This window comes from Paenibacillus sp. FSL W8-0187, assembly GCF_037969755.1.
GTDB lineage: Bacteria > Bacillota > Bacilli > Paenibacillales > Paenibacillaceae > Paenibacillus_AQ.
On sequence record NZ_CP150206.1, the window covers coordinates 276283 to 296849 of the forward strand.

Here is a 20567-nt window from a genome sequence, read left to right on the forward strand (position 1 = left end):
AGAAATCACACCAAGGCGGTTTTTTAAAATGATTTTAAAAAATCAGGGGTTTTTTTCGCCCAAAATAAAAACGTTTTTATGCGGGTTTTGATCAAAGGAGGCTAAGAGGTGAGCGAAACAGCTGCAGTTCAGTCAACCGGCACAAGCCCGGTTCAACCAAACGGGAAGAAGCCGTTGGGGCAGAGGATCAAGGAATTCTTCATCGATTACAAGCGGCAATGGGAGCTTCAATCGATGATCATTCCCGGCGTTATCTTCATGTTTATCTTCTGCTACATCCCGATTTACGGTTTGACGATTGCGTTTAAGAACTACACCGTTATCGATACGTTGGATTCCGCTCCGTGGGTGGGGCTGGATAATTTCAAAATTATTTTGTCGGACAAGTATTTTTGGGATTCCGTCGTTAACACGCTGGGCATCAGCTTCTTGAAATTGGCGATCGGCTTTGTCATTCCGATCATTCTGGCCATTATGATTTATGAGGTCGGCATGGGGCGTTTCAAAAAATTCGTCCAAACCGTGTCGTATCTGCCTCACTTCTTGTCCTGGATCGTATTGGGCGGCATGCTCATTACCTGGTTCTCGACATCCGGCTTGTTCAACGAGATATTGCTTAGTCTGGGCCTGATCTCGCAGCCGCAAAACATTTTGCTCGACCCGAGCAAATACTGGTGGATCGCGACTTTGTCGGATATATGGAAAGAGGCCGGATGGGGAACGATTCTGTATCTGGCGATCATGGCCAAGATTGATCCGACCTACTATGAGGCCGCAAGAATTGACGGGGCTAGCCGACTAAGACAGATTTGGAACATCACCTTACCGAACATGAAGATGATTATCAGCTTGAACCTGATCCTGACTGTAAGCGGTTTATTGGGATCGAATCTGGATCAAACCCTGGTGCTCATGAATTCGCAGAACCGGGAAAAGGCCGAGGTCATTAACTCGTACGTGTACCGGATGGGTATGACGCAGGGCGATTTCTCTTATGCGACCGCCGTTGGTTTGGGTGTATCCATCATCTCCGTCATTCTGCTTGTTACGGCCAACAAAGTGACCAGTAAATTGAATGATAATCAATCCGTCCTGTAGGTCATGCAAAAGGGAGGCATTACGGTGAATTTGAAAGCAGCAAAAGGGGATCTCGATAGCCGGATCTTTGATACGATCAACATCATTTTACTGGTTACGTTTACCATCATCATTGTCGTTCCGTTATGGAACGTTGTCGTTTCATCCTTTAGCTCGGGCAGGTCTCTTGCCGAGGGCGGGTTCATCTTCTGGCCTACCGAATTCTCGCTTGAGAATTATCAGGCCGTGTTCAGGGATGCAAACATATGGAATGCCTTTTTCATCTCGGTGGCCAAAACCGTGATTGGTGTCATCACGCACGTGTTCTTCTGTGCCATGGTGGGTTACGGCTTGAGTAAAAAATACGTCCGCGGCCGCAAGTTCTATGTCGCAATGGGTGTCGTCACCATGTTTTTCTCGGGCGGCATGATTCCGACGTATTTGTTAATCAAAGACTTGGGGCTGTTAAACAGCTTCTGGGTTTATATTATCCCCGCTCTATTAAGCTTTTACGATGTCATTATTCTGATGAACTTCTTCCGAAACGTGCCGGATTCCCTGGAAGAGTCGGCGAAGATCGACGGCGGGGGCGACTGGAGGATTTTCCTGAGCATCTTTATTCCTCTTTCCATGCCGGCCATGGCGACGATTGCCTTGTTTAACGGGGTCGGGCAATGGAATGATTTTATGACAACCAAATTGTATATCACGGACCAAGCGCTCTATCCATTACAGATGATGCTGTATGAGATTATTGTGCAGTCCCAGACGCAATCGATGCAAAACATCGGGTCCGTCGCGATCCAGACGACCACCAAAGGGGTCCAACTAGCAACCATTGTCGTGACGACGCTGCCAATTGTTGTGATGTATCCAATATTACAGAGATATTTTATCTCCGGCATGATGCTCGGAGCTGTTAAAGAGTAGAGAAGCTGCTCTTTAAAGGAGTGGAGCAGAAGCAAGCCTGTAAAAGATTGGGGTCTAACAAGTAAGCGCTTTTATTTAAAAGGGAGGGTTACAGGATGTTGATGAACAAAGCTTTTGGCAAGAAAGGACTTACGCTGATTACGGCACTGATGGCAGTTGTGCTGGTTGTGAGCGGCTGCGGCGGATCAGGCGGCAATTCCGGCTCCAAGAAGGAAAATTGGGTTTCGATCGAGGGTCGTTATACACCGGATCCCGAGACGCCGGCTTGGCAGCTGGATAAAAAAGAAGAGACGACCGAGCTGACTTGGTACGTGAATGCGGACTGGTGGAACACGGATTTTGGCAAGGACGTTGTAACCAAGAAGATTAAGGAAGACCTGAACATCAATATCAAATTCATCACGGGTGACGACACCAAGCTGAATACGTTTTTTGCCGGTGGGGAGATGCCGGATCTGATCACGACGTTTGACTCCAACTCCCCGGTCGTGCAGAAGGCGGCGACATGGGCGCTGCCGCTGAACGATCTTGCCGAGAAATATGATCCATACTTCAATAAGGTAGCGGCGCAGGATACGCTCAACTGGTTCCAACTGAAGGATGGCAAAACCTACGGATATCCGAACTACTCCAATACGCAGGAAGACTATGACAGCGGTAACATTCCGGCCAAAACGGCATTTATTATCCGCAAGGATGTTTACGAAGCGTTAGGTAAGCCTGTTATGGGAACGCCGGAAGAGTTCCAGGCCGTTCTCGCTGATATCAAGAAGCAATTTCCTGCTCTGATTCCACTCGGCTTCAACTCCATTGGTGAAGGAACGGGCTCGCTTGGCGACGTGCTGCAGGATTTCATCGGCGTGCCGTTGGAGGAGAATGGCGGTTTCTATAACCGTAACCTGGATGAAGATTATCTGACTTGGGTGAAAGCGTTCAATACCGTGTACCGGGACGGCGCGATTAGCGATGACAGTTTTGCCGATGACGGAACGGCTTTTGAAGAGAAGGTTAAAGCAGGCAAATACGCAACGATTATGCTAGACGGTACGCCGCAGCAGGGCGGTAACCTGCAAAGCTTCTACAGCAACAATAAAGGGAAAGAGTACATCGCAATTGACGGGCCGCAAAGCACGGCAGGGCGTAAGCCGATGTTGAATCAATCCGGCATCACCGGCTGGATGATTAGCTTCATTACGAAAAAAAATGCAGATCCTGCCAAGTCCATTCAGCTGTTCACGTACCTGCTAAGCGAAGAAGGACAAATGCTGATGAACTATGGCATCGAAGGCGAGACCTACCAAGTGAATGCGGACGGAACGGTTGAGTTCCTCCCTGCCGTGAAGGATCTTCAGATGAACAATCCGGATACGTTCAAGAAGGATTACCGCATGGGCGAATTCATGTTCTTCGGGCATGACCGCCATAAAGCGCTGAGCGGGGATGCTTTCCCGGATGCGATCAAGCAAATGCAGGAATGGGGAAAAGGCAAGCTGACGCCGCACTTTATTTTGGAGAATATCAACCCGGATCAGGGAACGCCGGAAGCGCGCTCTCTGACAGCCATCAATACAAAATGGAACTCCACGCTTGTCAGCATGATTCGTTCCAAGGATGATGCAGCCTACAACAACCTCTTAAACGAATACAAAAAGTTCCTGGACGATAACAACTGGGATAAAATCGTCGAAGTCCGCAATGAGAAGATGAAGGCGAACAAAGAGAAGCTGGGCCTGAAATGAGTTAACGTTTATGGATGGGAGAGCCCCTTTCTTGACAGGGAAGGGGCTCTTTCCAAGTTAACTTTCAAATAGGGCGGGATAGGAAAGCCAGAAGACCATAAGAAACCTGGAGGGAAACAGCATGCTGAACATGACCATCTACCAGTCAAACGGGGAAGAGGAATTATTCGTTAGGAAAGACAAGGAGCAGCTAGCTCCCGGAACTTCGGACGCGCAGCATACGGTTGTTATCGATGAGGAGCAGACGTTTCAGGAGATGGACGGCTTCGGCGCGTCCTTCACGGACTCCGCTGCTTATCTGATCCATCAAGTGCTGGAGACGAAGCAGCGTTCGGAGCTCATGACACGATTGTTCGATCCGAACGAAGGTATCGGGTTATCCGTACTCCGCCAACCGATGGGCGCATCCGATTACGCGCGAGACTTCTACAGCTACAATGATATGCCTGAGGGCCAAACGGATGTGGAACTGAATCAGTTCTCCATTGCGCATGACGAGGAAGATATCATTCCTCTCCTGAAGGAAGCGCTGCGGTTGAACCCGGATGTCAAGCTAATGGGTTCCCCATGGAGTCCGCCAGGCTGGATGAAAACGAGCGGGTCGATGATCGGCGGAGAGCTGAAACTTGAATACTATGCGGTGTATGCTAATTATTTTGTACGTTACATTCAGGGGTATGAAGCCAACGGGCTGCCGATTTATGCGATCACGCCGCAAAATGAGGCATTGTATTCGCCAGGACATTACCCCGGCATGATCATGCTGCCCGAGGCGCAAAGCGATTTCATCAAGAACCATCTGAAGCCGCAATTCGTTAAGAACGGCATTGATACAAAAATCCTTTGTTATGACCATAACTGGGACAAGCCGGACTACCCGCTGACCGTTTTTGAGCAAGCGGGTGACGCCGTGGATGGTGTCGCTTGGCACTGGTACGGCGGCAAGCCGTCGGCCCAATCCGAAGTGTTCGATGCATTTCCGGGGAAAGAGGTTCATTTCACGGAAGGATCAGGCGGGGAGTGGATTCCGCCGTTCGAGCAGGCCTTCTCCAATGTGATGCGAACCGGAATCGAGATACTCCGCAATCACAGCAAGTCTTATGTGCTGTGGAACATGGCGCTGGACGAGAAGAACGGACCTGCCGTGCCGGGCTTTGGCAAAAGCACCTGCCGCGGCATTGTGACGGTGAATCAGCAAACGAAGGAGCTTACCTATACGCTGGATTTCTATGCACTGGCGCATTTTAGCAAGGTGATCCGTCCGAAAGCGGTTCGTATTGCTTCTACCAGCGATGAGTCCATCCGTTCGGTAGCATTCAAGAATACGGACGGTTCGATTGCCGTCGTTATGTTTAACGACAGCGAGCAAGAGGAGAATGCTGCACTGCATATGCAGGGAACGGAGCGGCTTAACCTCCGCCTTGCACCGAAAAGTGCCGTGTCCGTTTTAATAGAGGAGTAATTCTGAGGCAACAGTTCATAGATTTAGACAAGATAAGGCACCTTTGTCGGCGCCGTTAGCCCTTTCGGTTGATGGTTGCCTCGGCGTAGGTGTCTTTTCATATATAGAGTTGGTTATTTCATATAGAAACGGTAGAATAATAACAAGAATAAGGTTTACCAAAGAAAATACAGGTGACAATCATGACCATTAAAACGTTATTTATTGCTCCGTATCCCGCTATGAGCCATTTAATAGAAGAATGCCGGAAGGAAGAGCCGGAGCTGGAAGTCCGAGTCGAGGTCGGCAATTTACTAGAAGCGGTTCCTCTGGCAAAAGAAGGCGAACGCCTGGGATATGACGTGATCATTAGCCGGGGCGGTACGGCCAAGCTGATCGAGCCCGAGGTGGGCATTCCCGTTATCGATGTCCATGTTTCAGGCTATGACATGCTGCGCGTGCTCACCTTGGCCAATCATTTTCCAGGCAAAAAAGCCATTGTGGGCTTCTCCAATATTACGCTCGGAGCCAAAGCCATTACCGATGTGCTGGATATCGAGGTGGATGTGTTCACGGTAGAGAAGGCGCAAGAGGTGGACCGGCTGCTGGAGGATCTGAAGGCGAAGGGCTTCGAATTAATCATGGGCGATGTGGTGACGATGGAGGCAGCCGCCAAGCACCACTTGGAAGGGATTCTGATCCAATCCGGGCGCGAGGCCATTTTCGATGCGTTTCAAAAGGCCAAGTCGGCGTTTCGGTTACATGAACGGACGCAGTGGGAAATATCCTTTCTGCAAACACTGCTGGAGGAAACGGCCGCGAACCTTACCGTATTGGATGCTGAGGGAGAGGTTGTATATGAACAGTGGCCGGATTTCGGTTCCTGTCCGCTCCCTGTGGAAGCCTTACAAGCCGATCTTCGGCTAAACCGGGAGGCGGAAGCCTCCATCCTGATACATGAAAACGGAACCCGGAAGCTTAAACAGAAAAGGACGCTGAAAGTGATACAGGGAAAACGGTACTACCTGTACACTTTTTCCGAGGTGAAGCAGAATGGGGAGGCCGCAGGCTATCATGTCGAGGCGATCACCCAATTGCCGATGTTGATTTCGCAAAGCGAAGCGATGCACGGTTGCCTGCAGCGGATCGAGGATCTACTGGACAGCCGCATCCTGATTCTCATCGGTGAAGCCGGAACAGGCAAGCAGCTGCTCTCCCGGTATATTCATTACCGCAAGAACGAAGGCCAGGGCTTGTATGTCCGGCTTACCGCAAAGCAGGCCATGGCCTTGTCGGGAAAAGACGAAGAAGAAGCTTGGGACAACGATATCCGCACGCTCTACATCCATGGATTGGAAACGATCGCTCCACAAGAAATGACGAATTTGAAGCCGTGGATGAACGAGATGAAAGACCGGGGGTTCACGATCATCCTCTCGCTGGAAAAGGATGATTCGAATTATCATCCACTCCTGCTGGACGAGGAGGCGGCAAGAATCGCCGTGCCGGCTCTGCGTGAGCGCAGGGAGGACATCAAGCCGCTGGTGACTTATTATATTGCGTCCTATCATGGAACGTTAGGGACTTCACCAATCAAGATCAAGGATGAAGCGATTCTCCTGCTGACCCAGTACGATTGGCCGGGCAACGTGTCGGAACTGAAAATCCTGCTCCAGGACGCAGTGACGGAGGAGAAGGGCTACGTGATCGGCAAGCCACTCATTTCCCGGCTTCTAGCCAAGAAGGAAGAACATCCGTCAGCTGCGATGGGCCCTGAGTTTCTTCGCGGTACGCTGGATGAGATCGAGAAGAGGATTATCGACGCGATTATGGAGGAAGAACAATTTAATCAGACGAAGGTTGCGGAACGGCTCGGAATCAACCGTTCGACCCTGTGGAGAAAGCTGAAACAATAGTTTCAGCTTTTTTTGTTTTGCGATCAATAGATCCCTCCGTTTCGGTAGATATTAGGGGAGTAGGAATATATTACAACAAGCTAGAGACAGCGCTGCAATCAATTGTTTAAATTTGCAACAATTAATCCTTAATATGTTGCAAATTTAATTGAATGCACTTACAATTATCCATGCAAGCGATTTCAAAATGAAATCACTGTTTAATATTGAAACAATTATTAAAGGGGTGTTACAATAATGAAGATTAAAGCGACGTTGGATCGGATTCCTGGAGGTATGATGGTGGTGCCGTTGCTTATTGCAGCAGTCATCAACACCTTTGCACCGGATCTACTCCGGATCGGGAATTTCACGGAGTCTCTATTTGTAAACGGTTCAAGTACATTGATTGCGCTGTTCCTCCTCTGTACGGGGGCACAGATTAACGTCAAGTCCTTTGGTGTTTCCGTCGGAAAAGGGGCCACGCTGCTTGTCACGAAGTGGGTGGTCGGCGCAGCGTTCGGTCTGATTGCTTACCTGTTTGCCGGAGAGAATGGATTGTGGCTGGGTTTGGCGCCGATTGCCGTCATTGCGGCGATGACCAACAGTAATGGGGGATTGTTCGTAGCCTTGGTAGGCCAATACGGCAGTAAGGAAGACCGTGCCGCCTATTCACTGCTTGCCCTGAATGACGGACCTTTCCTCACCATGGTTGCGTTATCGATCTTCGGCGCCATGGGATTCGTGGACGGCATGTTCTCCTTCGTGTCCTTTATCTCCGTTCTTCTTCCGATTATTGTAGGGATGGTGCTGGGTAATCTGGATGAAGAGATGCGCAAGTTTTTGGACAAAGGCAGCTCCATGCTGATTCCGTTCTTTGCATTTGCGCTCGGAATGGGCATTGACTTCGGAGCGATCGTGGATGGCGGCTTGTCGGGTATCATTCTTGGATTACTGACGGTTTTTGTTACAGGTACGGCAGGATACTTTGTGTTTAAAGCATTGAAATGGAATCCGATCGTGGGGGCTGCGGAAGGCTCCACAGCCGGTAATGCCGTGGCTACGCCTGCCGCGATTGGGGTGGCGAATGCATCCTTTGCGGCATTTACCGATATTGCGACGGTGCAGGTTGCAGCGTCCGTGGTAACGACCGCCATCCTGCTTCCTTTATATGTCGGATTTTTAGTGAAGCGTCTAGAGAAGAAAGGGCACTCATTTGATACAAATACAGCAGATGCCGAATCATAGAAGGTGTGATGAAATGTGATAAAACAAATTGGAATCATCGCGGACGATTTGACCGGTGCGAATGACTCTGGCGTACAATTGGCGAAGAAGGGACTGGTTTCCACCGTTGTATTCGATCATCGCCATTACCGTCAGGACACCCGTGCCGAAGTGTTGATCGTGGATACGGATAGCAGGGCGAAACGCAGCGTGGACGCCTATGAAGCGGCGTACGAAGCCGCTCATTTCCTTGAAGAGCAGGGTTGCCGCCACATCTACAAGAAGCTGGACTCCACCTTGCGCGGGAATGTTGCAGAGGAACTGCGGGCGGTGCAGAAGGTATTCCAACCGGACTTGGTGCTGATCGCCCCGGCTTTTCCAAAAATGAACCGTACGACGGTACAGGGACATCACTATGTTCAAGGTGTACTGATCACCGAGACGGAGTTTGCCAAGGATCCCAAAACGCCCGTCATGGAAAGCTATATCCCGAAGCTGCTGCAGAAGGAAGGAGAGCCTGAGGCGGTGCTGGTTTCATCAAGTCAAGTGCGACAGCCCGCCGAGCAATTTATGCCATGGCTCCAATCCAAGCTAGCGGAAGGTCAAACCTGGTTTGTATGCGATAGTGAGACGGAAGCGGATTTGCAGGCGATATCGGCATTATTTTCACAGCTGGACAAGAAGATTCTATGGGCTGGTTCTGCCGGACTAATCGAATACTTGCCGGAGGCGCTGTCTCTGACTTCCATGGAGAAGGGGAGCCAAGACTGGGCCCAGGCGGATAAGGCGCTGATCGTATCAGGAAGCTTGTCCCAAACGACCCGGCGACAGCTTCGTGCCGTCGAAGATATGCCTGACTCGTTGATGCTGGAGATCGATCCGGCCGCACTGATTCGTGAAACTTACGATACAGAGGAGGCCCTGCAGCAAATCGCACAGGATATGGACAAGCGCTACCTGGTCCTGTACGTGGACGCTTCGGAAGAAAACCGCAGACTTGCAAAAGAAGCAGGGGATGAGCGAGGATTATCTTCAACCGAGGTAAGCGAAGCGATCTCCCTGGGACTCGGAAGAATGACAAAAGCCATTTTACAGGCATACGCTGAGATCCAGGGGTTGGTATTAACCGGCGGTGATACGGCTAAGGCTATCTGTATCGAACTTGGAATGGGAGAAATGCAGCTGTATTCGGAAGTAGAGCCCGGCCTGCCGTTCGGAAGGCTTCAGGGCATGGAGAAAGGTTACTGGACCGTCACCAAAGCCGGGGGCTTCGGCAATGATCAATCCCTGGTAGATTCCTTGCACTATATAACAAATAAGAAAAAGGTGAGAACATGAGCCAGCATAAACCGGTTATCGGGATTACAATGGGAGACGCCGCAGGCGTAGGTCCTGAAATTATACTCAAGAGCCTCATGAATGAGGAGATGTATCATATTAGTCACCCGGTTGTGATCGGGGACGTGAAGATATTGGAGCGGGCAAAGGCCTTTGTGGGCAGTGACTTGGCTATAGAAGTGATTACTGCCGATGAGCTCGAGCAGGTGGACTACCGTTTTGGCACGGTTCATGTGCTTGATCTGGATCTGCTCCCAGCGGACTTGCCGATTGGACAAGTTGCTCCGGAAGCTGGACACGCCGCGTTTAAATTTTTGGAGACGGCCATCGAATTGGCGAAGGATCATAAAATTCAGGCTATATGCACCGCTCCGCTGAATAAGGAAGCCCTGCATAAAGGGGGCCATAAATATCCGGGCCATACGGAGATTCTGGCGGATTTGACCGGAACGACGGACTACTCCATGATGCTGTCTGCACCGAATCTGAAGGTCATTCACGTTACGACGCATGTTGGCATCATCGACGCTGTCCGTTCGATAAACCCGGAGCGCGTATACCATGTCATTAAGCTTGCTCATGAGACACTGCAGAAGTCCGGCATCGCCGCTCCGCGGATTGCCGTTTGCGGAATCAATCCTCACGCCGGCGAGAACGGATTGTTCGGATATGGCGAAGAGGAAGAGAAAGTCATACCTGGCGTCGAGAAGGCACAGGCGGAAGGAATCCAGGTCGTAGGCCCGCTGCCGGCCGATACGCTGTTCTTCCGGACGGTTCGCGGTGACTTTGACATCGTAGTGGCTATGTATCACGATCAGGGGCATGGTCCCGTCAAAGTGCTTGGCTTGGATGCAGGCGTCAACATTACCGTTGGCCTTCCGATTATCCGCACCAGCGTCGATCACGGAACGGCGTTCGACATTGCCGGTCAAGGCATCGCCGACGAGAAAAGCTTGATGGAAGCGATCCGTCAGGCGGCGGAGCTGGCGCCTAAAGTCTAATGATGTTGTTGATGGGCGGGTATAGCGGCCGCCATTACCTTTTTAATCGAAGTGACAGCAGAAGATTCCGCAGGAATCAAGCTGTCCATGACAAAAAGATGACTCCACCTGTGGGGTCATCTTTTTTTATTGTTCCTCCAGTCTGTTTGCTGTAACGGAATTCGTTCCTCATGACTGGGATAGTCCAAACACGTAAGACTCCCAGCCTGAAAATGTACGGAACCGCTTGAGCAGAGCCCGCAAGAAACTAAAGATGATGCTGGAGAAGAAGCTGGAAGCGATACGGGATGGCAGGGAAAGGGCGATAAAAGGTGCGCATCCGTCCCCTTGACTTTATCCACTGTGAAGTTCAAGTATGATTTTTCGCTAACATGAAAAGCTCGGATAACCCCAATGAAGAGAAAGGGTGTTTTGGTGACGTCTTTGAATGGGAAGCCTCGGCTGCCGCGAAAAAATCGCGGCTTTTTTTGTATAACAATATAAACATCGTGCCCAAGGCCCAATGAGCAAAGAGTGGCCCTTTAGTCTGTTTAGCTCAAAGTGTATCTTTAGTAATGCTTTTCATAAATAGAAGATTAGAGTACTAGTAGTGCCGAAATCAAATTATAGGTCCCAGGGAGGGTGGGATTGGTATAATATGGCTGTTTTTTTTGCATTTGAAGGACATATGTAGAAGGATGTCGTATTCCCACACCATAAAATCTTTCTTAGTGGGTTACCGTGGGGCAAGTCTTTTTTTGATTAGAGTTCCATCAGAATGGCTTTCCTTTCATGGTAACTCGCAAGCTTAACTGTCAGAGTGAGAGGGGTGATCATCCGAGTACAACTAACAGCTTGAAATGAATCAAGGACATCCGCTGGGTCCTGGGCGAAAGACAGCAAACAGCTCTGTTTCATTTGCTACATAGAGCACCTTCATGTTCTTTGTATTTGCACCGGCTGATGCTTTGGTTCATTGATCAATTAACGCGTTACATAATGATGCTAAAGGAGACCTCGTTACATACACAAGCGAAGTAACTCTTAAAGAGATCATGCAGAATTTTGAAAAAGGTTAGATTGTGTGAGGAATGGGTAGAAACGTCGAATTGTGCGGTTTTCGGTATAAACAACAAGGCAGGAAGTCAGTTGTCTTTCTCTTAACTTGCAATTAGCAACACAATGCCTTTTACCACGCACCCGCCATGCTGCAACCTACACGGTTCGCAATATGGATGTTGGTTTAGTCGACGGATTAATTATTTGACAGCATTGGAATGGCCCCAAAGCCTTCCCATTGAAGATAGGGAGGAAACAATGAAAAGAAAACCGATAATCAATCGGCGGTTTAAGTATTTGATGGCTGTTTTCATCATTTTGTTTGGTCAGATTCTACCTCTATACCCTCAAAATGCAGAGGCTGCAGCAGGAAAATGGCTGAATTTTAAATATGATGGATTCCCCGAAGATACTTTCAAACAATCGTTTACCGTTAATGGCGCTGCCCAGGTGCCTCCAGGGGAGAATTTTATACGATTGACACCGGCGACTACACAACAAAGCGGATCTGTATTTAACAATACCGCGCTTTGTCCTAGAGATAACTATTCATTCAGTACAGCCTTTTCGTTTAAAATGAGTAATCCAAGTTCTCAAGGTCCAAGCGACGGATTGACCTTTACGATCCAGGCTGGAAAGACCAGTCAGCATGCAGAAGGAGGCGGCTTGGGATATTACGGTATCCAACCGAGTTTTGCCGTTAAATATGACACATTTCTAAACACTGTATATAAGGATCCTTCTGCAAACTACGTTGGACTTGCGGTAAATGGGACGGTAACCAATGATCAAGCAGGCTGGTTTACCGATTTAGGTCCGTATAATACGGCGAATAACACGAACTATGTATTGTCTAACGGAACCATGTACTACACGTGGATCGAATACAATGGTTCAACTCAGAATGTTCAGGTTTATCTGGGCACTTCGCCGGATAGGGTAAATGCCAGAAAGATAATAGATGTCAATGACATCGATCTTAGTTCGATATTTAACGGACAATCGTTTTTTGCCGGTTTTACGGGATCAACAGGGTCTCCGAATTACGAGACTCATGATATCCATAGCTGGTATTTTGTGAATGAGTACGCTCCGATTGAAACGCTCAATCCGCAAAATGATTACGAACTGAACCAGCCGCCAACCGTGCCGGGTGATTCAAAAATCACGGCGGTAAACACCCCCGTATCCGGACAAGTAAACGGCACGGACCCAGATGGAGATTCATTGACGTACGCCAAAGGCGCGACAGATCCTCAGAACGGAACTGTGACGGTTAATGCGGACGGAACTTGGACTTACACTCCAACGCAAGCTTTTATCGGTCAGGATAGCTTCACCGTCATCGCCAATGACGGCAAATGCGCCAAGACCGAGGCTACGATTAACGTTGAAGTATCGGACTCGGTTCCGTCAACGAATCAACCTCCAGTCGTGTCGGATGATCGGGTGACGACGGAGAAAGATACACCTGTATCGGGCGTTGTGGATGCCACCGACCCGGACGGAGATCCATTAACCTATACCCCTGGCAAGGATCCAACGAACGGGAACGTCACGGTTGATAAAGACGGAAACTGGGCCTATACCCCGGATCCGGGCTTTGTCGGCGAGGATCGCTTCACTGTCATAGTGGATGACGGCAATGGCGGTAAGACCGAAGTTGAAATTATCGTTGATGTGACGGATCCGACTACTCAACCCCCACCTAATGTATGTGGAGAAAGAGTAGCAATGATTAACGGTAGTTTTGAGGATCCGCTTTATACGCCTAATGACCCTAGATTTGATAGATGGCACGAAAGTTATCCATGGTATCAAATTAAACAAGAGGATGTTCCAGGATGGCAAACAACGGATTCTCTTGGTGAATTCGACGCTATGAATAAAGACTTGGCAGAGGAAGCCAGAAATGAGTTGCCGCCTGATGATCCTCATATGGCTTGGGCCGTTGACCCAGCCCATGGCAAACAGTTTGTCGAATTAAACTCAAATGATGCTTCGCAATTATATCAGGATGTTAAGACAACGCCAGGACAAACGATATATTGGCGTTTGGCTCACAGAGGTTTACTTGGCGCTGACACCATGGCAGTTAAAATTGGCCCGAGCTCGATGGTGCCAGGAAATTTGCCTACCGTTGAGACTATCAGCACAGATAATAAAGCATGGAAATATTACTCAGGCACATATACAGTTCCTGCTGGTCAGACCAGCACACGTTTTGGATTTGAATCCGTATCAACCTCAACTGGAGCTCAAAATGCGGGCAATCTCTTAGACGATATCTTCCTTGGTACGACGCCTTGTGTGACGGCCAACAAGACCGCATCTCCACAAGAAGTGAATGCCGGCGATGAAGTAACCTATGAGATTCAGATCAAAAACGAAGGCGGAGATATCGCCGCAAACACGAGTGTTACGGATCTCATCCCGGAAGGAACGGAATATGTTCCTGGTTCCATGAAATGGATCCAAGGTTCGACAACCAAGGACCTGACGGACAAGGCTGATACCGATGAAGGTCAATTCGATGGCAGCAAGGTCAGCATTCAGTTAGGCGACTTGGCCAATACGAGCCAATTGGCTGATGGCGTTACCGTGCAATTTAAAGTCAAGGTTTTAGCGAGCGCCGCCAATCAGCAAATTAAGAACAAGGCACAAATCAGCTACGATAACTTATTGACAGGCGATACCGAACAAAAGGAAACGAACGAAACCACAACACCGGTCCGTTTCAATCCGCCTGTTCTGGAGTCCAACAAAACGGCCGTCCTTCAAACCAAGGCTGCCGGAAACACGGACCCTGACCATCCTGAACCAGGCGATACGCTGCGGTACACGATTCAGGCACGGAACACGGTCGATAACAGCTTCGTCAGCAGTTTGGTCATCTCGGACGATCTACCGGCTGGACTGCAATATGTACCGGGCAGCCTGAAGGTCGATGGCGTTCCCGTCACGGATGACAAAAGCGATCAAGACGACGGTTTTTATACCGATGGTCAAGTGATCGGCCTGCTCGGGGATATTACGGATACCAAGTGGCATACGCTTGATTTCGAAGCGATTATCGCGACCGGGCAAGCCGGCAAAAACATTCGCAATACCGCTATCGTTGGCGGTGAGAATGTGAGCACGCCGAGCAATGCCGAGGAAGTCGTTCAGGTCTATCCGCGCCATCCGGTTGTAGAATCGGAGAAGATCGCAGAAAACCTGGATGCGGGCAAAACCAATTTTGAAGTCGGCGATACGATTGTCTACACCATTCGGACAAGAACGGTGACGGATGACGCGTATATCTCGAATCTAAAGATTACGGATACGCTGCCGGCAGGATTGGAATACGTGCCAGGTTCCTTAAAAGTGAACGGCAAAACCGCTACTGATGCAGAAGGCGACGATGAAGGCCATGTGGTGACCGGCTCTGTGTATGGCGGATTCGGCGACATCTGGGATAAGGAGTGGCATGAGCTTCAATTCCATGCGACGATCCAAACCGGACAAGCTGGCAAAGATATTCGAAATATTGCCGATGTCAGCGGTGACAATTTCGACGAGCCAAGTATGCCGGAAGAAGAAGTCCAGGTCTATCCGCGTAAACCGGTCATCGTATCGGAGAAGTCCGCAACGAACCTCGAAGCGGGCAAGGATACGTTTGAAGTCGGCGATACCGCAATCTATTCGATACGGACAAGAACGGTAATAGGCGATACGTACATGGCCAATCTGGTAATCACCGATACGCTGCCTGCAGGTCTGGAATATATTCCGGGCAGCTTGAAGGTAGACGGCGTTTCGGTCACCGATGACAAGGATAGCGACAAAGGTCATTATGCTTCAGGTCAGGTCGTCGGTCACGTTGGGGATGTATGGGATACGAAATGGCATACGCTGGAGTTCCGGGCGAAGATCGTAGCAAACGCCGGAGAGTCGATCCGAAATACCGGGGAGATTACCGGGGACAACATCGATCAACCGAGCCGGCCAACGGATGAGATTGTGGTTGAGAACGGTGGCACACCGCCAGTGGACCCACCGGTTGATCCGCCAATCGATCCACCAGTCAATCCACCGGTAGATCCAAATCCACCGGTCACGCCGCCTGTAACACCACCGACTACGCCTTCCCCAGTCATCGAGTCACGGAAGACGTCGCGGGATCTGAATGGCGGCAGCACCGCGGTCGGCGATACGATGGAGTATACGATCTCGGCACGCAATACCGTTAGCGGCAGCTATGTGTCCAACCTTGTGATTGCCGACATCCTGCCAGAAGGGCTTGCGTATGTAGCAGGCAGCCTGAAGGTGGATGGCGTTTCCGTCACCGACAACGCAGATGGCGACAAAGGCCAGTATGTTAACGGCAAAGTGAGTGGTACCTTTGGACGGATTGCCGATACCGAATGGCATACGATTGAGTTCAAGGCAACCGTCAAGGCGGGACAAGCCGGTAAATCGATCGAGAACATCGGTGAAGTCACGGGTGATAATGTGACAAGTCCGGAGAAGCCATCGAATGTCATCGAAGTGACGGACAACGAGAACCATGATGGTAACAATCCGAATCCGGGTGGAACGGGAGATTCCGACGGAGATTCGAATGAAGACCCGAACGGGAATTCGAACGAAGGCTCGAATGAAGACACGGATGGAGATTCCGACGGGGATTCGAACACCGGGTCACAAACACCGGACGATCATAACGATTCAACATTGGGCGTATCGGATTCGACTCCACAAGATCCGGCTCAATCTGGAGATCAGGCAACGAACCAGCTTAACGGAAATAAACTACCGAATACGGCTACGAATATGTACAGCTACATGGTAGCCGGAGCTATTCTGCTTCTTGCAGGCTTGCTTCTGCTCAGAAGAAGAAAAAAAGCATAGGCTAAAGAAACAGCTGCCCCCCAGGTGAATTTGACTTGGGGGGCAGCTGTTTATTGTATAAGTATCCTTTTAAAGGAGAAATGGTCATTGTAGACGTAGTCTCTCAGAGAGGAACACACTTCTTCAGACTGTCGAGACTTTCTCGACAGCCATATTATGTCCAGTTCTCACTCTTACTCAGCACACCATTTCTAATAGAGTCAAAGCGCATGAAGCGCTTTTTTTCGATACCAAGTGATTAAAACCGACACGAAGCAAGAAAACACTGCAAAAATGAGGCTTAAGATCCGGTTGGCTTTTGCTATACACCCACTTGACACCAAGAGCAGTGTTCGGGTATGATTTCCAGTAACTTGAATAACCTTAGACAAAAGCAATGAAGAGAAAGAGTACCTTGGCGACGTCTTTGAACAGAGAGCCCCGGCCGGTGAAAAGGGGTAAGGAACGAACCTGGGGAATATGGTCTCTGAGCTGTACACCGAAACCCTGTAAGGGTTGTAGGCTGTACCGGATCCCGCACCCGTTAACGTGCTAGGGTATACACGCGATATATGGCGTCGTACCCGAAGAGGTGAATGCCGCAAGGCATGAATGAAATTGGGTGGTACCACGTGAGCGGCAAGCTCTCGTCCCTTTTGGGATGAGGGCTTTTTTTGTTGTCAAAAAAAAGGAGGAAGATTGACATGACGAACATTTTTATCGGCGGTGCCTGGCCTTATGCCAATGGGTCCTTACATTTGGGGAGGCTTGCAAGCCTGTTGCCTGGAGACGTATTGGCACGTTATTTCCGCGCGAAAGGCGATCAAGTCTTGTACGTATCCGGCAGTGATTGTCATGGAACGCCCGTGGCGGTTCAAGCCATTCAGGAGGGCGTGGCTCCGGGGGATATTGCGGATCGGTACCATGGGGAGTTTGTGGATTGCTTCGAACGGCTGGGTTTCTCCTACAACTTATACACGCGAACCGATCAGGCGTTTCATCACGCCGTGGTGCAGGAGCTGTTTCTGAAGCTGCTGGAAAACGGCCATTTGTATCGAAAAACCATGAAGCAAACGTATTGCGAAACCGATCAGCGGTTTTTGCCGGACCGCTACGTGGAAGGAGACTGCCCCGTATGCGGCAGCAGGGCCCGTGGCGATCAGTGCGACGCCTGCTCCACGATACTTGATCCGTCCGACCTGACGAACAGGGCCTGCAAAATTTGCGGAAACCCTCCGGTGGAGCGTCCTACCGAGCATTTTTACGTATCGCTGTCGCATTTTCAGGGTGAGCTGACGGATGATTTGAATAACGCTCATGGCTGGCGGGACAATGCGGTGCAATTGACCCGAAGATACTTGGAGGAAGGGCTCCAGGACCGGGCAGCTACGCGGGATCTGACCTGGGGCGTGGATGTCCCAGTTCCGGGCTTTGAGGATAAGAAAATCTATGTCTGGATCGAAGCGGTAAGCGGCTATTTATCCGCCAGCAAGCAGTGGGCCGCGGAAACGGGCGGCGATTGGGAATCCTTTTGGCGCAAGGGACGGGGCGAGGTTACGGCTTACTATGTTCATGGGAAGGACAACATTCCGTTTCATACGTTGATCTGGCCTGCCTTGCTGAAGGGGGCCGGGGGTCTGCACTTGCCGGACCGAATCATATCTTGCGAGTACATGACGCTGGAAGGGAAGAAGTTCTCGACCAGTCGGAATTGGGCCATATGGGTGCCGGACCTGTTAAGCCGTTACCAGCCGGACTCGATTCGTTATTTCCTCATAGCGAACGGCCCCGAGAAGCGGGATACGGATTTCTCCTGGAGGGAGTTCATTCACAGCCACAATGGCGAGCTTCTTGGTGCGTTTGGGAATTTCGTCAACCGTACTTTGGTGTTTGTGAATAAATCGTTTGAGGGGAAAGTGCCCGAGGGCTGTATATCTGAAGAGTGGCAGAGCAGGGTTGAGGCATTGTACTGCGAGTCCGGGGCGCTCATTGAGGATGGGCGACTGAAGGAAGCGTTGGAGTCAATCTTCAGCGTGGTGCGCCTGGCGAACAAATATTTTGATGAACAGAAGCCGTGGATTCAGGTCAAGGAGGATCGCGAAGCGTGCGGGACAACGCTGTATACCTGCGTTCAGATCATAGCCAATTTGGCGAATCTGCTGCAGCCGTTTATTCCGTTCTCTTGCGATAGGATACGAGGCTTTCTCTCGCTGGAGAAGCCTGTGTGGGAGTGGTGCCGTGTTCCGGCTGGCAGGCCGATTCATGACGTAGAGCTTTTGTTTGAGCGGATCGATACCAGCCGGATTGAGGAGGAAACGCGTAGGCTGGGGGAGTTATCCGAAAGGGAGTAATTGATTTAAGTGGCTAAGATTCAACTGACCCAAGGAGTGAGTAGTAAGTGATCAAGGAATGTAGTGGATCCAGTGCTAGAGCAGCAAGTAATTAGGGGTCTAGAGGTCAAAGAAGCAAGGGGTTTAAGTGGTCCAAGGAACAAAGGGGTTAAGCGATCCAAGGAGCAAGTGATTAAAGGGGCCATTAGCGAGTGTCAAAGAAGAGGAGGCTGACCCGATGGTCCATTGTGACTGAGTACGGACTGCGATTTTGAGGACTGTGGTTCCGCTATTCCGTTGTTTCTTGGCATTTCGTAGGGTCATGCGGACAGGAGATCCGCTATTCTTAAGTTTTTACAAGAATGAGCCGTGATTATGGTGCATTAACGGAACCTGTGTCCGCATGGGTTTAAAAAACGATGGAATATCAGCAAATAACGGAACCTGTGTCCGTATGGACTTAAAAAAGGAGCGGTTTTCAGCGAGAAGAGCATCCATCCGGACGATGCCGCTGAAGCCGTATGAAGCGAGAGTTTACCGGTTAATACTCAAGTAGACGTAAAAGGAGCCCCCAGCGGAATGCTGAGGGCTCCTCTTCATTACAGTAACGGCATACGTTGTATCTTCACCGGATTAGTTGTCCGTTTCATGAATCCAATCTGTTAATATGGCATCAAAAAGCTCAGGCTCTTCGAACATCGGATTATGGCCGCTTTTTTCAAAAATGACCTTCTTCACGTGTTCCTGCGAGTCGTCTACAGCATCCCAGAGTGATACGGGACTGACCAAATAGTCGTACCGTCCAAGACCGATGAGGACGGGCTTGGCAACCTCTTTCAACGAATCGATCAGATTGAGCCGTGCGAAGGCTTCTCCCCATAAATGATCCATGACGGGCATGCTGGTGAAGACCCCTTCCCACATCCAAGCCGCATCATAAGCATAGTCATAGAAGCTGTGCGCTCCCATTCGGATGCACATATGAGCAAAACGACGTTCCGGCTCTCTCTGGATGTCCCCCGCCAGCAGGGCGATATCCGCTTCAAACTGCCGTTTCCGTTCAGGGCTTGCCGTTTCATTGAAAAAAGCGATGCTCTGCTGCTGCCGCTCCGGGCTGTTGGTCGGGGCCGTGTTCAGCAGGACCACCTTCCGGACATGTTCCGGATATTTTTTGGCATACTCCAGCGCCATGAAGGCATGGCCCGAATGCCCCAATATAATAAAATCCTCCAGTTCCAGCGTTTGCCTTGCCGCTTCGATATCATCCAGAACCTTATCCAGCGCATAGTCTTCCGGCTCCAGTGTCCGAGGGGGCTTCACAAAGCCTCGATGGTCCAGGAAAATCAGTTGAAATGAAGTGTAGAGTTGTTCCGAAAACAAGCGGGGGTAGTAAATACTGCTTCCCACCACCAAAATAGGCCTGCCGTTTCCACGAATGGAAACATTCAATGCAAATCCTTCGCTTATTACCGTACTCTGTATGCTCATGTGTATCGTCCTCGTTTCGTTTTTTATTTAATCGCACCATCCCCTTTCCTGTTCTGATTCCATTACATTCTCCATAGAACGTTCCAGCATTCTATATCACCTCGATTAGCGTTCGTTCAAGCTCAGTATAGCACCAGACATGGGTTCGGTCGACAGCCATCCAAGCTTGCCCGGACCCCACACCCCACACC

General features: G+C 50.0%; 11 protein-coding genes and 1 other annotated feature. Of the genes, 10 read left to right on the top strand and 1 reads right to left on the bottom strand.

The genetic code is table 11. The annotated features are described in order from the left end of the window. Positions 1-108: 108 nt before the first annotated feature. The 10 genes from MKY48_RS01305 (at position 109) to metG (ending at position 18909) form a co-directional block, all read left to right on the top strand. Complete coding sequence (locus MKY48_RS01305) at positions 109-1098, top strand: ABC transporter permease subunit (RefSeq protein WP_339269434.1); 990 nt, start codon at positions 109-111, stop codon at positions 1096-1098. Positions 1099-1122: 24 nt separating this feature from the next. Then, complete coding sequence (locus tag MKY48_RS01310) at positions 1123-2007, top strand: carbohydrate ABC transporter permease (RefSeq protein ID WP_083659649.1); 885 nt, start codon at positions 1123-1125, stop codon at positions 2005-2007. A gap of 95 nt (positions 2008-2102) precedes the next feature. After that, positions 2103-3746 (top strand): sugar ABC transporter substrate-binding protein, encoded by a 1644-nt coding sequence (locus tag MKY48_RS01315; protein ID WP_339269436.1) that lies wholly within the window; start codon positions 2103-2105, stop codon positions 3744-3746. Positions 3747-3867: 121 nt separating this feature from the next. After that, the gene (locus MKY48_RS01320) at positions 3868-5208 is read left to right on the top strand and encodes a glycoside hydrolase family 30 beta sandwich domain-containing protein (RefSeq protein WP_339269437.1); all 1341 of its coding nucleotides are present in this window, start codon (positions 3868-3870) and stop codon (positions 5206-5208) included. Between the two features lie 182 nt (positions 5209-5390). After that, entirely contained in the window at positions 5391-7103 is a 1713-nt protein-coding gene (locus MKY48_RS01325) for a PrpR N-terminal domain-containing protein (RefSeq protein ID WP_339269439.1), read from the top strand. Positions 7104-7340: 237 nt separating this feature from the next. Next, positions 7341-8330, top strand: coding sequence for a 2-keto-3-deoxygluconate permease (locus MKY48_RS01330; protein WP_339269441.1), 990 nt, complete (start codon positions 7341-7343; stop codon positions 8328-8330). A 15-nt stretch (positions 8331-8345) separates the two neighbouring features. Continuing rightward, positions 8346-9647 carry a four-carbon acid sugar kinase family protein gene (locus MKY48_RS01335; protein WP_339269443.1) on the top strand — a complete coding sequence of 434 codons (1302 nt, stop codon included), beginning with the start codon at positions 8346-8348 and terminating at the stop codon, positions 9645-9647. Further along, positions 9644-10648 (top strand): 4-hydroxythreonine-4-phosphate dehydrogenase PdxA, encoded by a 1005-nt coding sequence (gene pdxA / locus MKY48_RS01340; protein ID WP_339269445.1) that lies wholly within the window; start codon positions 9644-9646, stop codon positions 10646-10648. Before MKY48_RS01335 ends, pdxA begins: the two co-directional genes overlap by 4 nt. 1296 nt (positions 10649-11944) lie before the next feature. Continuing rightward, a complete protein-coding gene (locus tag MKY48_RS01345; RefSeq protein WP_339269447.1) occupies positions 11945-16579 on the top strand; it encodes an isopeptide-forming domain-containing fimbrial protein in 4635 nt (1544 codons plus the stop codon). Between the two features lie 367 nt (positions 16580-16946). Further along, positions 16947-17216, top strand: a binding site (T-box leader). 46 nt (positions 17217-17262) lie between these two features. After that, positions 17263-18909, top strand: coding sequence for a methionine--tRNA ligase (metG, locus tag MKY48_RS01350; RefSeq protein WP_339292105.1), 1647 nt, complete (start codon positions 17263-17265; stop codon positions 18907-18909). Positions 18910-19521: 612 nt separating this feature from the next. Here the strand turns inward: metG and MKY48_RS01355 are convergent. Continuing rightward, positions 19522-20376, bottom strand: coding sequence for an alpha/beta hydrolase (locus MKY48_RS01355; RefSeq protein ID WP_076322631.1), 855 nt, complete (start codon positions 20374-20376; stop codon positions 19522-19524). Positions 20377-20567: the final 191 nt, after the last annotated feature.